We start from the raw sequence: 14,903 nt of genomic DNA, 5'->3' as shown, positions 1-14,903 counted from the left end.
ACCTATAGGAATGATTTTAGAAAAATGCAGGAGGAACTACAAATGCAAAAGGTATCATTTGGAAAAACAGATAAGGGAGAGCAGGCAGCATTATATGTGTTAGAAAATAAAAATCACACTACAATCAAGGTTACAGATTATGGTGCGACTTTGGTAGCGTTTATCTTCCGGGATAAAAATGGTGTAGAAAGAGATGTGGTACTGGGATATGACAGCGTAGAAGGGTACCAGAGAAATGGTTGTTATTTCGGTGCAACAGTAGGACGGAATGGAAATCGTATTGCGAATGCACAGTTTACGATAAATGGAAAAACATGGAAGATTGAAGATAACGATAATGGGAATAACCTTCACAGCGGAAAAAATGGCTTTAGTAAGGTTATGTGGGATGTAAAAGAGATTACAGATAATAGTATTACCCTTACCCATTTTAGTTCGGAGGAAGAACAGGGATTTCCGGGGAATATGACAGCAGAAGTAACATATACCATAACAGAAGAAGATAGGTTGGAGATTTCTTATCAGGCAACAGCAGATAAGGATACCATTATGAATTTTACCAATCATTCTTATTTTAATCTGGCCGGACATGACAGTGGTTCCATGGAGGAGCAGGAATTGCAGATTTTTGCAGATAGTTATACACCAATGGCTGCAAAAAGCATACCAACAGGTGAGATTGCATCGGTAGAAGGAACTCCTATGGACTTTCGGGTAATGAAGCCAATTGGACGTGATATTAATGCAGACTTTGAACAGTTAAAACTTGCCGGAGGATATGATCATAACTATGTATTGAGTGAAAAGCCGGGCGAGATGAAAGTAATGGCAAATGCATATTGTAAAGAGAATGGAATCGCAATGGAAGCATCAACAGATTGCTGCGGTGTGCAATTGTATGCGGGTAACTTTATTCAGGCTCACAAGGGAAAAAGTGGCGCAGAGTATCATGACCGTCAGGGATTTTGTCTGGAATCACAGTTCTATCCAAATGCAGTAAATCAGGAAAATTTTGCATCTCCGGTTGTAAAAGCAGGAGAACAGTATAATTCCAAAACTACTTATCGTTTGTATTTAAAATAGGACCATAAAAAAACAACACGAATAAAAGAAAATTGATATGTACACTCTCCCACTGGTTCTTTATTATATAGGTAATGAGGACTAATTGGGAGGGTTTTTTATGAAGAAAATGAAAAAATTGGCTGCCGTATTACTGGCAGTCTCAATGGTGTGCCAAATAATCGGATGTGCCGGAAAAAATAACACAGACGCATCGCAAGAGGCGCAACAGAAGGAAGAACAGAGTACATCGCAGGAGATTACGGTGAATCTGCATTATTTAAGAAGTGATGATAATTACGATGGTTGGAATGTATGGTTCTGGACAAATGGTGATGGAAGTTCCTATGAATTCGACGAAGAAGCAAAGGATGAGAAAGGAGTGGTGACCACCATTACTTTGGCACCGGAGACCATGCAGCTGGGATTTATTGTAAGATTAAATGAATGGGAATCCAAGGATACCGATGGGGACCGTTTTGTAGATCTTACAGAAGTAGTTGCAGGAACCGTAGATGTATATGTGACATCAGGAGAAGAGGATTTTGATGTTGTTATGGGAGACGATGTAGAGACTGGAGTCAGCATTTATGATGTTCATGTAAAGGATGATTATCAGACTGTGGAATTTAAGGTTTCCGGTGAGCTGAGCCAGGAAGAAATAGAAAATATCAAGATTTTAGATGGAGACTTAAAAGAAATGAAAAAGACAGAAATTTCAGTAAACAAGAAAAAGGGAATTGCGAGAATCAAAGACTTCTTTCAAAAGAAAGGAAAATATTATGTATCTTTAGAAGAGGGAAGTCCGGTGGAAGCTAGTATGCCGGATATTTATTCCACAGAGGAATTTGAATCAGAGTATACATATGATGGAAATGATTTAGGAGCAACCTGGACAAAGGATGCAACTACATTCAAGGTATGGGCACCTACTGCAGATGCTGTTTCTGTAAATCTTTATAAAGAAGGAGAAGCAGGAAAAGATGATAAAATCGAAACAGTCGAGATGAAAAAAGGCGACAAAGGTGTATGGAGTGTAGAGAAGTCCGGAGATTTAAACGGTGTTTACTATACTTATACTGTAAAAGTAGATGGAAAAGAAAATGAAGCATGTGACCCATATGCGAAGACAACCGGTGTAAACGGTAACCGTGCTATGGTTATAGACATGGCATCTACCAATCCGGAGGGATGGGACCAGGATAAACGTCCAAATACAGACCTGAAAATTACAGATGCATTTATCTATGAACTTCAGGTTCGTGACCTTTCAGCAGATAAAAGTTCAGGAATTGCTAATGTAGGAAAATATCTGGGATTGACCGAAACCGGAACTAAGACAGCCAGTGGCATTGCTACCGGATTAGACCATATGAAGGAATTGGGTATTACTCATCTTCATCTGAATCCGGTTTATGACTACGCTACAGTAGATGAGTCCAAATTAGACAGCGATCAGTATAACTGGGGATATGATCCAAAGAATTATAACGTACCGGAAGGTTCTTATTCCACTGACCCATATCATGGTGAAGTGCGTGTAGAAGAATTTAAGCAGATGGTTCAGACACTTCATGACAACGATATTAGTGTTGTATTGGATGTAGTATATAACCATACTTATAGTGGAGAAGATTATTGCTTTAACCAGATTGTACCGGGATATTTCCATAGAATTAATGAGAATGGAGTATGGGCAAATGGTTCCGGTTGTGGAAATGACGTAGCTTCTGAGCGAGCTATGGTATCTAAATATATTGTTGACTCTGTAAAATACTGGGCAGAAGAATATCATATTGATGGATTCCGTTTTGATCTGGTAGGCTTGACAGATGTGGATACCATCAATGCGATTCGTGCAGCTTTAGATGAAATTGACCCATCCATTATCATGTATGGAGAAGGTTGGAGTTTAGATACTACACCAACCAAAGACGATGTAAAATTGGCAACTCAGACTAATGCAGTGAATATGCCTGGAATGGCACTGTTTTCTGATAATATCAGAGATGCAATTAAAGGAAGCGTATTTGAGGCAGAAGAGTCTGGATATGTTAATGGAGATATCATAGGAACCTATAGCACGATTATGAAATGCGCAGAAGGAAAACCAGGTTGGTCTGCAGATGCAACGCAGGTAGTTAATTATACAAGTTGTCATGATAATTTTACTTTGTGGGATAAGATTAATATTACTTGTGCAGATGATAGTTTAGAAAACAGAACGAAGCGGAATTTGTTATCGGCATCTATTGTGTACACTTCTCAGGGAGTACCATTTATACTGGCTGGAGAAGAAATGCTTCGTTCTAAAGTAAAAGAGGATGGAACCTTTGAGGATAACAGTTATGTATCTCCGGATTCCGTAAATAGCATTAAGTGGGATTCTTTAGATGATGAGAATACCAAGATGGTATATGAATTCTACAAGGGATTGATTGCATTCCGTAAGGCACATGATTCTCTTCGTATGGAGCGTACAACTGCAGAACAGATTAAGTTCTATGCACAGGAAGAACATAAGGGAGCAGTTGTATATGAGATTGCGCCGGAAGAAGTGGGAGCATCAGGAAATGTATTTGTTATCTACAATCCGTTTGACGAAGATATTACGGTAACACTTCCGGAAGGAAACTGGGATGTATATATCAAAGGACAGACAGCAGGAAATGAAGTTTTGGAAACCGTAAGTGGTGATGTAAGTGTAGAATCAATTTCTTGTATGGTACTGGTAAAAGAATAAAAATAAATATAAATATTAGATTTTGGAAGAGGTTGTGTGAACCGAAAATTTTTGGTTCGCGCAACCTCTTTTTTGAAAAATTACAAAAATTTTACGAGCTTATCATATAGTTCATACGGATGGAATGTATAATAGCAAAGTCTATCGCTTAGCATAGAAATGTTTATGGAGGAAAAGAGAATGAGAAAATGGAGCAATTGGAGCAGAGTATTAGTTGCGGCATTATCTGTTGCAACAGTAGGTTCAGCAGTATTACCTGCGTATGCAGAAACAACGACAGATGGTTCGACAAAAGTGGGAGATGAAGTAATCTAGCCGGTAGAGGCAGGTTATGGCTATTATGTAGATGTGTATCAAACCAACAGTGGTGACAATATGTCACCGGAATCCAATGCAGCGATTGGAGTGCTTTCCCAGATGTTAAATATTTTCACACCGGGGGATGCATGGAATAATGGAACTGTTTTGAATGAAAGTACTCATCTGGAAAACCTGAATACCACAAAGGCAATTACAGAGGGCAGTACTAAAGAACAACAGGAGAAAGCATATCTGGACGATAGAAGAAACCAGAATTACAGTATGGTATCCGGACTCGGAGTATATGCAGATGAAGACAGTGAGTATGGTGATATTGTTAAATTGATAGGTGCAGTGCGTGGAGGTTCTGCAAGTACTTCCTCTGCAAAGAAGTATTACAAGTATGCACGTCCGTTCCGTTGGTCAGGAATTGATGCAAAATATCCGGAAATTAATGTCATTGATATCCTTGTGCCATGTATTAAGGCTGATCCATCCAACGATGGGGGATATCCAAGTGGTCATACAAATGCAGCATATCTTGCCGGAATTTCTATGGCGTATGCAGTACCACAGCAGTATCAACAGATGATTTATCGTGCATCTGAACTTGGAAATAACAGAATTGTAACCGGAATGCATTCTTGTTTGGATGTAATGGGTGGACGTACTATGGCAACTGCAGTAGCAGCTGCAAACCTGAATGACTCTAAAAATGCAGAGGTAAAGGCAAATGCGGTAGCAGCAGGAGAGAAACTGGTAAGTGCAGTAGATACACAGGCAGAATATGAAAACTACCAGAAGGATAAGGAAACTTATCGCTATCGTATGACTTATGGATTAAGTCAGACAGGAGATACAAATAAGCCAATGGTTGTGCCAAAGGGAGCAGAGGTACTGCTGGAATCTCGTTTCCCATATCTGGACGACACCCAGAGAAGGTATGTGCTTTACACTACCGGAATTGAATCCGGATATCCGGTTCTGGATGATGCAGAAGGATGGGGACGATTGAATCTGTTTGAGGCAGCAAGTGGATACGGTGCATTTGTAAATGATGTTACTGTCAACATGGATGCAGCTCTTGGAGGATTCCATGCATCAGATAACTGGAAAAATGATATTAGTGGTGCAGGCGTACTTACGAAGGAAGGTACTGGTGTGCTTGCTCTTTCCGGTCAGAATACTTATACCGGAGGAACGAACGTAAAAGGAGGAACGATTGTAGCATCTTCTTCCAACGCTTTTGGTAAGGGAAGTGTAGAAAATAACAGCAATGTAGTGGAGAATACGGTAGATACTGTAAATGTTTCCGGAAGTTATACACAGGGAGCAAATGCAGTATTGGAGTTAACGGTTTCTAATAAAGAGGATATCTTAAAGATTGCCGGAAATGCAAATTTCCATGGAACATTGAAACTTACTTTTGACAATGGATTTGTACCGGAAGAAGGATTTGCAATAATTGAAACTGCAAGTGTAGCATCTCAGTTTGATAAGATTGAGGTTACCGGTCTGGACGAGAATATGCAGATATCTTATCAGGATGGAAAGGTAGTAGTAAGTTCCGTAAATAGTTCTGATGTTACAAATCCATCCGCTGATGGAACACAGACGGGAAACAATGATAATAGTGATAGTAAAACAATGACAGCAGAAGCGATTGCACAGGTAGTTTCAAAGATAGAAAATGCAAAAAACGGAGAAAAAGTTACTGTCGTTATGGGAGGTGCTACAGTATTACCTAAGACAATATTAGAAGCAGCAAAAGGAAAGAGCATAACATTAGAAGTTCAAATGTCAGGATATACCTGGGTGATTGATGGAAAGACTATCACAGATGCCGGATTACAGGATGTTAATTTAGAAGTAACAAAGAACACAAAGAATATTCCGGAGAGTGTGATTTCTGCTCTGGCTGGAAGTAATCCGTCTATCCAGATTTCACTGGCACATAACGGACAGTTTGGATTTACAGCGGTTCTTACAATAAATGTTGGAAAAGAAAATAATGGCAAGCTTGGAACACTGTATTACTATAACAATGAGGGGAAAATGGAGCTTATCAATAAAGGAACTGTAGGCGCAGAAGGAAATGTGTCATTACAATTTACCCATGCTTCTGACTATGCAATCGTGCTGACGGCACAGCCTGCAACAGAAACAAAACAGGAGACGGCAACACCAACATCTAAAACAGAAAAAACAGGTAAGGTAAAAACTGGAGATACACAGAATATTGCAGTTTGGCTTACCATGTTGGTAGTGGCAGGTGTAGGAGCAGCAGGAATCGTGGTATACAAAAAAAGAAAAAAAGCAGATGTCCGATAAAATTCGGATGTAATATTAACGAGACTTAGAAAGAGAAAAAAGAAAGACCATTTCTGCGGTAGAGAAAAGGTCTTTCTGTTTTTTTATGTGTGTCAGCATAAGGGAATTGGCAATAATGCACAAAAAAAGAGAAAATATTAAAAATAATTGTTTATTTTTACAAAAGAATTTGGTATAATAAGAGTACATTACAAAAGAAAAATTCGATGGACGATTTGAATGGACACAGGAGGTAGAGAACTATGAAGATGAAATGGAAATTGGTAGGAATGGTACTACTCCCGATGGTGATAGCTAGTATATTAATAGCTGGAATTTCTTTAGTTCTGGTACAAAATTTTCTGGATGAGGAGCAGGCGTCAACACTAAAAGTGGCGTTGGAGGGGTATAATGAAGATGTAAATGCCTTTCAAAATCAGAATGTGGATATTACAGTGTTTGAAGGGGATACCAGAACACAGAGTTCTATCCAGGGGGTAGAGGGGACAAAAGCAAGTGAGGAAGTTATAAAGGTTGTCTTAGAGGAAGGAAAGGAGTTCTTTGATACGGATGTTGACGTTCATGGTATTGCTTACTATGGCTATTATATTCCAACAGAGAATGGAATGCTGTTTGCAGGTACGCCCCAAGCAATTGTAGAAGACAATGTAAGTAAGATGACAGGATATGTGCTTTTTATTACGAATGTGTGTGTACTGACTTTTGGAATCGCTGGATATCTGATTGCCAGCCGTATGGCAAAACAGATTAAAGGAGCGACAACGAATCTTGTAAGCATTGCAAATGGTAATTTAGCAATTGAAAAAGAGAGTCGTGTTAGCAAATCAAAGGATGAAATTAGTGAGATTAACAAGTCCACAAGACATATGGCAGAGGAATTATCAGGTATAATCAAGGCTGCCACAAATATAGGAAATGACGTAAGCGCTTCGTCAGAAGAATTAAGTACAACATCTGATACAACATTATCAGCAATGAACGAGGTATCAAAAGCAATAGAAGAAATTGCTACCGGATTACAGGGACAGTCCGAATCGGTCCAGAGTATAGCAGAAAATATCAATAGTATGAATGAGGATGTTGATAGAATCAAGACATCTGCTAATGATATTTCTGATTGTTCTGAGAGACTTGATGGTGGAAGTAATCTTGTGAAAGAAAAGATAACAAGTATGTCGGAGAGTAATCAAAAGGTTAATAGTAGTATAGGAGGAATCTCAGATAAGATTCAATCTATTACGGAAGTAATTGAAAGCGTAAAAGGAATTGTTTCTGTGATTGGTGAAATTTCTTCACAGACCAAACTATTAAGTCTTAATGCCTCTATTGAAGCAGCTAGGGCGGGAGAAGCAGGCAAAGGATTTGCTGTTGTGGCTGATTCAATTAGTAACCTAAGTGAAGATACTTCTCAGCAGGTAGATGAGATAACAAATATTATAAATACATTGGTACAGGATTTTGATGAGTGCATTAAAACGATTGATAGTACAGTTGCCGATGGTGAGGAACAAAAAGAAAATCTTGAACATGTAATGGAAGAATTTGAAAAGTTATCGCTGGAGATAGAGGAAACTTCAAACAAAGTACACCTGATTAGCAAAGCAGTTGATAAAACAGTAGAGGGAATGACACAGATTTCACATGAGATAGAAGAGTTGAGTTCCATTAGTGAGAATTCAGCGGCAAGTACCCAAGAGGTAAATGCAAGTGTGGAAGAGGTAAATGCTTTGATGAATGGTGTAGCAGCGACTGCAACAGAATTAAGTTCCAAAGCAGAAGAACTGAATCAAGAGTTGAAATTTTTCAAATTATAAGAGAAATGGCTGGCGCCTAATGGATAAAACATTAGGCGCCAGCCATTTTAACATGGTCAACAATAATTACAAATTATTTATTGCTTCTTCTCCAAATATGCATTTTTTCAGCTTCTTTGATTAATTCATCTCTAAAATCCGGGTGTGCTACAGAGATAATAGCTTCTGCTCTCTGCCATGCAGATAATCCCTTTAAGTTTACTTTACCATATTCTGTAACCAGGAAATGTGTATTAGCACGAGTATCTGTAACAACAGAGCCTGGATGCAGAGTAGGAAGGATTCTAGATTTTACCTCGCCGTCCTTTGTTTTGAAGGTGGAAGAACAGCAGATAAAGCTCTTACCGCCCTTAGAAAGGTATGCACCTAATACAAAGTCAAGCTGTCCGCCGGCTCCACTGATGTGTTTGATACCGGAAGTCTCGGAACTTACCTGTCCAAATAAGTCGATATCTACTGCATTGTTAATGGACATAAAGTTATCCAATGCAGCAATAGAACGAATATCATTGGTATAGCTTACCGGAGCACTACATAATTCAGGGTTTTCGTCCAGATAATCGTATAGTTTCTTAGTTCCGGCAGCAAAACCATAGGTCTGGCGATAACGGTCAATGTTCTTCTTGGAACCATTAATTTTGCCGGCTTTTGCAATATCAACAAAGGCATCTACATACATTTCTGTATGAACACCAAGGTCTTTTAAGTCAGATTCTGCAATCATGGAACCTACTGCATTTGGCATACCGCCGATTCCTAACTGAAGACAAGCGCCATTTGGAATCTCCTCTACGATTAACTTAGCAACAGCTTTGTCTACATCTGTAGCAGGTCCGCCACCGCCGAGCTCACCGATAGCAGGATTCTCACCTTCTACAATGAAATCAACCTGAGAAATGTGAACGCCGTTTTCGAATCCGCCCAGACAACGAGGCATATTTTCGTTTACTTCTACAATAATCTTCTGAGATGTCTCGCATACAGCAGTAAGATGAGAAGCATTTGGTCCAAAGTTAAAATATCCGTGTTTGTCCATTGGAGCTACCTGGAACATTGCTACATTATTCTTGGTAGCAGATTCACGATAGTAGCGTGGCAATTCAGAGTAACGAATCGGAGCATAGAAAGCACAACCGCGGTTAATTAATTTACGTTCAATACCGGACATATGCCAAGAGTTCCAAGTAAAGTGCTCACCGGCATCCTCACGTTCAAATACTGCCAGTGGCTTTAAAAGAATACCGCCACGAAGATTTACGTTCTTCAATTCGTCGGTACGTTTTGCAAGTGCCTTGTCCAGTACATCCGGTGTGCCGGTACACCATCCGTAATCTACCCAGTCACCAGAATTGATGATTTTTACAGCTTCATCAGCAGATACAAGTTTCTGCTGGTATTCCTGATTAAAATCCATGATAAGACCTCCCTAGAAAATTTGGATTGTTAAATTTGTAACATACTTTTATATTAACACCTTTCTCCTTAAGGGTCAATAAGAGAGCGATTGCAAAATTTACCAAAAAAGGTAAAAAAACAATAGAATAATGTGAAAAAATGTATTATAATTAGCACGAGTCTGAAATGGATGTTAATGCTATGAAGAGTGTGTAAAGGAGGAGACAAAATGAGAGAACAAAATAAGTACCGTTTTAATGACGAAAAAGAACGTTATCATGTAATGAATCGATTATATCTGTTATCGGCAGATTTTTTAATGTTAATATTGTTACTTTTCTTGGTCTTGAAATTAGTGATGAAGAGGATTGCATTGCCAACGGCAATCGGAAATATAATCATTATCCTTGTGTCTTGCCTTATCAATGTTTTTATTTTCTTTGGTGACAGATCCACCAAGAATTTGAAGAAAGCCATTACCATAGAATTGGGTGTGGAATTTTTGTTACTTGGACTTCAAACGGATGCCACGTTTTTGAGTCTTGCGTTAATTGGCGTGTTGGCAGTGCAGATTCCTTATTATGATAAAAAGGCATATAAGCAGAATATAATATTTTATGTAATACTCTATATTATTGTAGAAGTGGTTCATGGAGTGAAGGGAAATATGGTGCAGAATATTAGTACCTTAGGTACGATTTTGCTTGTACTTGGAATATTTTATGTATTAACCAGAATTGGAACTATTTCCAAACAGTTCAGTGATGATGCATTGGGAAGTGTAGCTGAGCAGAACGAAAAGCAAAGAACTATGGTGGAGAATATTGTATCCATATCCAGAATCGTCAAAGAAGAGTCAGACCGGAGTACAGAAATGGTTGACAGTCTGGTAGGGGCTACGGAAACCGTGACGAGCAGTATGCAGGAGATTTCATCTGCAACGAGTCTGACGGCTCAGAACATTGAGGAACAGAACAATATGACTCAGAGTATTCAAGAAGCAATCAATATGACCGGAGAAAGTTCCAAGAGAATGGTAGGAATTGCAACAGAGTCCAATGAGAGTATCCAGGAAAACATGAAGGTAATGGAGAAATTAAAGGAGCAGTCAGTACAGATCGCGGATACGAATAATCAAGTGACGGAGTCGATGGAGAGACTTCAGAATAAAACAAAAGAAGTAGAAGAAATTGCAGGCATGATTTTGAATATTTCCAGTCAGACGAATCTATTGGCATTGAATGCATCGATTGAAAGTGCAAGGGCAGGCGAAGCAGGAAGAGGATTTGCAGTAGTAGCGGATCAGATACGTCAGTTGGCAGAGCAGACAAGAAGTTCGACAGAAGAGATTACAAGAATTATCAATGAGTTAAATGAAAATGCGAATGAGGTAGTTGTCTCTGTGGAAAGCTCTGTGGGAGCAGCAGAGAGTCAAAATGAGATGATTCTTTCAGCAGCAGATACTTTTGAGAAACTGAATTCTAATATGGTAGAATTGATTGGAAATATTAATGAAATAGACGAGAGAATTACCAATCTCTCCGATTCTAACAATAAGATTGTTGAGAATATTTCTCATCTGTCGGCAACGACAGAAGAAGTAACAGCAAGCGCAGAGCAGGCAAGCAATATGAGTGTTCAGAACCTTGAATTTGCACAGCAGGCAAAGGAGGCAATTGGTCAGATTAAGAGTACCACAGATAACCTGGAACAATATATTTAAAAAAAATAAAAAAAGGTATTGACAATTGTGTGAAAAACAGATAAAATAATACCGTTGCTGAAACGCAGCGGGCCCAGTTAGCTCAGTTGGTAGAGCAGAGGACTGAAAATCCTCGTGTCTCTGGTTCGATTCCGGAACTGGGCACTCCGCGGGTGTAGTTCAATGGTAGAACACCAGCCTTCCAAGCTGGATACGTGGGTTCGATTCCCATCACCCGCTTTATATGCGATAGTGGCGTAGTTGGTAACGCGCGACCTTGCCAAGGTCGAGACCGCGGGTTCGAGCCCCGTCTATCGCTCTAACAGATAAGTGCTGAAGTCCTTGATTTTACTGGGTTTCAGCATTTTTTTTATTCTGTGGAATTGCTGAAACTGGTTAAAAGTTGGTTAAAAAATTTCGAGATTCCAAAGCCTGTTTTGCGACTGCTAAATTTGCACCTGTGTAATAATTTTTCTCTGCCACATCTGGAGTATTTCCAAATAGTGTGGATGCCATAATCACATTTCCATTTGTTGCGTTTACCACATCTGTAATATTGTTTCTACGGAAGGAGTGTGTTCCTTTTATCACACCTTCCACTTGTACAATGTTGAGCTTCTTACACATCCGACGATAGAATCCATAAACAACATTATTCGTGATGACACCATTTTCCGTATCAGCAGGAAATAGAAATTCTGATTTCGGATAAAATCTGTCGTGTATGTCTTTTAATCGGGTCAAATAGGCTCTTAAATCATTTGTGATAGGAAAGTTCCTACCTTTGTAGTTTTTGGTGTGGGAAACGATTTTAAAGTATTCTTTTGTGCTACCGTTTTTCTTGACTGTAATTTGTGAACGTTTGATTTCGATGTAATCATCGTGAACATCCGACCAACGTAAGGGTGGAAGTTCTCCTCTACGAGTTCCAGTCAGAATCTGCATTTCTAAAGTCCATGCTGGAATATAGGAAGGCTTCTTCTTTTGATGTTCATGTATGTACTCCAACATATCCATTATTTCAGTGTTAGAGTGGACACGTTCTGTAACAGGAACACTTTCCACCAGTAAATCCGAAAATTTCTTGAAATTTACTCGACTGTAAGTGTTGTCTTTAATCCAGTATTGTTCATATGCTAAATCAAAAATAGATTTTAGAATTGCTTTCATGGATGCAAGTCCTTTTTTTCTAAGGTCATATTTTTGTAAATTTAAGAGTATGATATTTTCAAGGTCATCTTTGGTAATGGAATCCAAGTATTTGGATTCTATGAATGTGCCCTCGAAAAATCTCTTGTATTCAGACCTGTTTCTTGAAATAGTATTCTGAACTGATACAATTTTCTCTGGATTTTTGACATATTTTAATTTCTCTTCCTGTACAATCAAAAAAGTGTCTTTAAATGTTTTTGTGGCTTTTCCAGATATTCCTTTTTCAAACGAATATACTTTGTTCTTTAGTTCGTCTAAAGTTTTAGCGGTAAGCTGTTTACGACCCGCTTTTTTGGTAGTGTCTTTTACATATATTCTGTAAAAACCATCCTTAGAAGGTTTTTCTGGAAAAGAATAACTTGATAAAATATCCTCTCTTTCTTTCATTGCGTACAATTTTCGTACATCTTCAAAAGATAGGGTAGCATAATCTATTAAGTTTTTCAATTCCATGTTTGATGGTATTTGTGTTAAATTTTCTTTCTTCATTATGGTACACCTTAAAGGTGTTCCCAGTGAAATACTTGTCCTTATTGAAATACTTTGTCGGAAAGGGAAAGCCTTTTTCCTTTATCTTTCTATATATTAATTGCTAGGAGGTTAAATGTTTTTAACGTTTACTCCCTCCATGACAAAAGTTCCGTCAGATGAAAAAATCTGAATGTCATTTTCATCATAAAATGATATCATTAAAACGTCTTGAAATTCATGCTTTTTTATGGTGCGGATGCGAGATACAGATTGTACATCATTAAGAAGATATACAGTTTCTTCTAGAGCATCTAATAAAGATGGACGTACAGTTGCCATATCTAATGCTTTTAATTCCTCTTTTGTTGCTATTCGTGTATGAAAACTTTGGATAGCACATTTTTCCGAGATACGGTTATGAGCATATTTATCCCAAGTGAGATTAGAATCTTTGTTTTCATACAGATTGTTTAATTCCAATATGGAATTAACTCTAGATGTAATTTCTTTTCTTTCGTTTCCTTTTGACATAATTAATTTCCTCCATTTTTTATAATTTGCAGAGCCACTTTTAAAATGGTAGTTCTGCTTTTTCCTTGTTTGATACTTCATGAAATTGCTCATTACGGTGCAGATACTTTTCCATGGAATCATATGTTGTAATTGTCTTATCTTCATGGTAAACAATGACTTCATGAATACGTCTTAAAAATGCCTGCCAAGATTCTGGACTTTCTTTTTGCTCTTGTTCATATTGCTGTTCCAATGACCAGTTCGATATTATATAGACTGTTTCATAACAGGCAAATTTATTTGAATACCTTGCACTTAACTCAATAGGGTAAATATCACAATACTGCAACATATCCGATAGGCGTAGTTGTGAGCGGTATTCATCAAATGCTATAACAGGTTGACAGTTATAACCGTCAAATGGATGTCTGTAATCGCATACCCTATAAACATTAGAATCTCCATGTTCATCCAATACACCTCTGGTTTTTCCTGTTCCAGTTGCTCCGTAGATATATGTAACTTTTAAATCCATCCTACGCGTATCCTTATATTTCTCCGTGAGTAACATAGTTCGTAGCTTGTCTAATTTATCGATTTGCAATATGTAATCATTATTTATCTCCAAAATCTGAGCGTTTGAGTAACCATTCTTTACCATTTCGTATAATTCTTCCATTTCTGGCTTTTCACCTTTTTGTGTTGGAAACGTTCCCCATTCTTCAAACGTACCTTCTACGCGTGTCTCCGCTTTTTCAGTATTTTCCCATTTACCAGATTTCTTGATGTATTCAAGATTATTCTCGGCTGTTCCATAGGGGAAAACGATATGTGCTTCTGGGAAGGATTTCTTTATCTTTGACCAACGCACTCTGGATGTAAATACAACATAAATGTGTGTATGATATGTGCCTTGTTCTCCGATTTCATCTGCCATACAGAAGTATCTTAAAGTAGTAAAAGAAGTTGTTAATTCTTCTTTTATTGCCCTGTGTGTATATCCCTTGTCTATGGGATTATTGATAGTAATCTGATAGGCATTTCTTTGAACATTTTTTGCTGCTTTAATTTCATTACTCATAATGCTTACCTCCTCTGATTTTTTGTTAATTTCAGTATATACAGAATATAAAAATATTGCATTTTAATGTTCTTTCCCCATAAAAGGATAGTAAATACTTTGTATGTTCGATTTGTGCATTTGGGGCGAACATGATTTTTTGTGCTGGAAAGCCTTAATTTATGCGGCTTCTGGATGAGATTTTTCTTGTTTGTTCCCGCGGGGGTAATACTTACCCCCGCGGGAAGATGGACATTTCCGCAATGTTCCGCGCTTATGCCTACGGCAACCGCGCTTCAC

Annotated in this window: 10 protein-coding genes and 3 tRNA genes; 9 read left to right on the top strand and 4 right to left on the bottom strand. The window is 38.2% G+C overall.

What is annotated here, in order from left to right; genetic code table 11:
• Nucleotides 1-42 precede the first annotated feature (42 nt).
• From BIV20_RS14270 to BIV20_RS14250, 5 genes are all read left to right on the top strand, one after another.
• The gene (locus BIV20_RS14270) at nt 43-1,083 is read left to right on the top strand and encodes an aldose epimerase family protein (RefSeq protein ID WP_075721951.1); all 1,041 of its coding nucleotides are present in this window, start codon (nt 43-45) and stop codon (nt 1,081-1,083) included.
• A gap of 100 nt (nt 1,084-1,183) precedes the next feature.
• Nucleotides 1,184-3,805, top strand: coding sequence for a type I pullulanase (gene pulA, locus BIV20_RS14265; RefSeq protein ID WP_075721952.1), 2,622 nt, complete (start codon nt 1,184-1,186; stop codon nt 3,803-3,805).
• Nucleotides 3,806-3,985: 180 nt separating this feature from the next.
• Complete coding sequence (locus BIV20_RS14260) at nt 3,986-4,120, top strand: hypothetical protein (RefSeq protein ID WP_278335700.1); 135 nt, start codon at nt 3,986-3,988, stop codon at nt 4,118-4,120.
• A 60-nt stretch (nt 4,121-4,180) separates the two neighbouring features.
• Nucleotides 4,181-6,436, top strand: coding sequence for a phosphatase PAP2 family protein (locus tag BIV20_RS14255; protein WP_075721953.1), 2,256 nt, complete (start codon nt 4,181-4,183; stop codon nt 6,434-6,436).
• 242 nt (nt 6,437-6,678) lie between these two features.
• Nucleotides 6,679-8,250 carry a methyl-accepting chemotaxis protein gene (locus tag BIV20_RS14250; protein WP_075721954.1) on the top strand — a complete coding sequence of 524 codons (1,572 nt, stop codon included), beginning with the start codon at nt 6,679-6,681 and terminating at the stop codon, nt 8,248-8,250.
• 73 nt (nt 8,251-8,323) lie between these two features.
• On the opposite strand, the gene BIV20_RS14245 is transcribed toward BIV20_RS14250, so the two are convergent.
• Nucleotides 8,324-9,664 (bottom strand): butyryl-CoA:acetate CoA-transferase, encoded by a 1,341-nt coding sequence (locus BIV20_RS14245; RefSeq protein WP_075721955.1) that lies wholly within the window; start codon nt 9,662-9,664, stop codon nt 8,324-8,326.
• Between the two features lie 210 nt (nt 9,665-9,874).
• On the opposite strand from BIV20_RS14245, the gene BIV20_RS14240 reads away from it, so the two are divergent.
• The 4 genes from BIV20_RS14240 (at nt 9,875) to BIV20_RS14225 (ending at nt 11,666) form a co-directional block, all read left to right on the top strand.
• Nucleotides 9,875-11,368 (top strand): methyl-accepting chemotaxis protein, encoded by a 1,494-nt coding sequence (locus BIV20_RS14240; protein WP_075721956.1) that lies wholly within the window; start codon nt 9,875-9,877, stop codon nt 11,366-11,368.
• 71 nt (nt 11,369-11,439) lie between these two features.
• Nucleotides 11,440-11,512, top strand: a tRNA-Phe gene (locus tag BIV20_RS14235).
• A gap of 4 nt (nt 11,513-11,516) precedes the next feature.
• Nucleotides 11,517-11,587: transfer RNA gene (locus tag BIV20_RS14230), tRNA-Gly, on the top strand.
• 6 nt (nt 11,588-11,593) lie between these two features.
• A tRNA-Gly gene (locus BIV20_RS14225) sits at nt 11,594-11,666 on the top strand.
• Between the two features lie 77 nt (nt 11,667-11,743).
• Here the strand turns inward: BIV20_RS14225 and BIV20_RS14220 are convergent.
• From BIV20_RS14220 to BIV20_RS14210, 3 genes are all read right to left on the bottom strand, one after another.
• The gene (locus BIV20_RS14220) at nt 11,744-13,048 is read right to left on the bottom strand and encodes a tyrosine-type recombinase/integrase (RefSeq protein WP_075721957.1); all 1,305 of its coding nucleotides are present in this window, start codon (nt 13,046-13,048) and stop codon (nt 11,744-11,746) included.
• A gap of 111 nt (nt 13,049-13,159) precedes the next feature.
• Entirely contained in the window at nt 13,160-13,561 is a 402-nt protein-coding gene (locus tag BIV20_RS14215; RefSeq protein ID WP_075721958.1) for a hypothetical protein, read from the bottom strand.
• 40 nt (nt 13,562-13,601) lie between these two features.
• Complete coding sequence (locus tag BIV20_RS14210) at nt 13,602-14,624, bottom strand: hypothetical protein (protein ID WP_075721959.1); 1,023 nt, start codon at nt 14,622-14,624, stop codon at nt 13,602-13,604.
• Between the last annotated feature and the right edge of the window lie 279 nt (nt 14,625-14,903).

It is taken from the genome of Roseburia sp. 499 (genome assembly GCF_001940225.2).
Classification (GTDB): domain Bacteria; phylum Bacillota; class Clostridia; order Lachnospirales; family Lachnospiraceae; genus Petralouisia.
Note: the sequence above shows the minus strand (reverse complement) of the source record. Positions and strands in the feature narration are given on the sequence as shown.

Bases quoted from the DNA above. Each gene is read 5' to 3' on its own strand.
- BIV20_RS14270 (WP_075721951.1), top strand. From the start codon at position 43: ATGCAAAAGGTATCATTTGGAAAAACAGATAAGGGAGAGCAGGCAGCA.
- pulA (WP_075721952.1), top strand. From the start codon at position 1,184: ATGAAGAAAATGAAAAAATTGGCTGCCGTATTACTGGCAGTCTCAATG.
- BIV20_RS14260 (WP_278335700.1), top strand. From the start codon at position 3,986: ATGAGAAAATGGAGCAATTGGAGCAGAGTATTAGTTGCGGCATTATCT.
- BIV20_RS14255 (WP_075721953.1), top strand. From the start codon at position 4,181: ATGTCACCGGAATCCAATGCAGCGATTGGAGTGCTTTCCCAGATGTTA.
- BIV20_RS14250 (WP_075721954.1), top strand. From the start codon at position 6,679: ATGAAGATGAAATGGAAATTGGTAGGAATGGTACTACTCCCGATGGTG.
- BIV20_RS14245 (WP_075721955.1), bottom strand. From the start codon at position 9,664: ATGGATTTTAATCAGGAATACCAGCAGAAACTTGTATCTGCTGATGAA.
- BIV20_RS14240 (WP_075721956.1), top strand. From the start codon at position 9,875: ATGAGAGAACAAAATAAGTACCGTTTTAATGACGAAAAAGAACGTTAT.
- BIV20_RS14220 (WP_075721957.1), bottom strand. From the start codon at position 13,048: ATGAAGAAAGAAAATTTAACACAAATACCATCAAACATGGAATTGAAA.
- BIV20_RS14215 (WP_075721958.1), bottom strand. From the start codon at position 13,561: ATGTCAAAAGGAAACGAAAGAAAAGAAATTACATCTAGAGTTAATTCC.
- BIV20_RS14210 (WP_075721959.1), bottom strand. From the start codon at position 14,624: ATGAGTAATGAAATTAAAGCAGCAAAAAATGTTCAAAGAAATGCCTAT.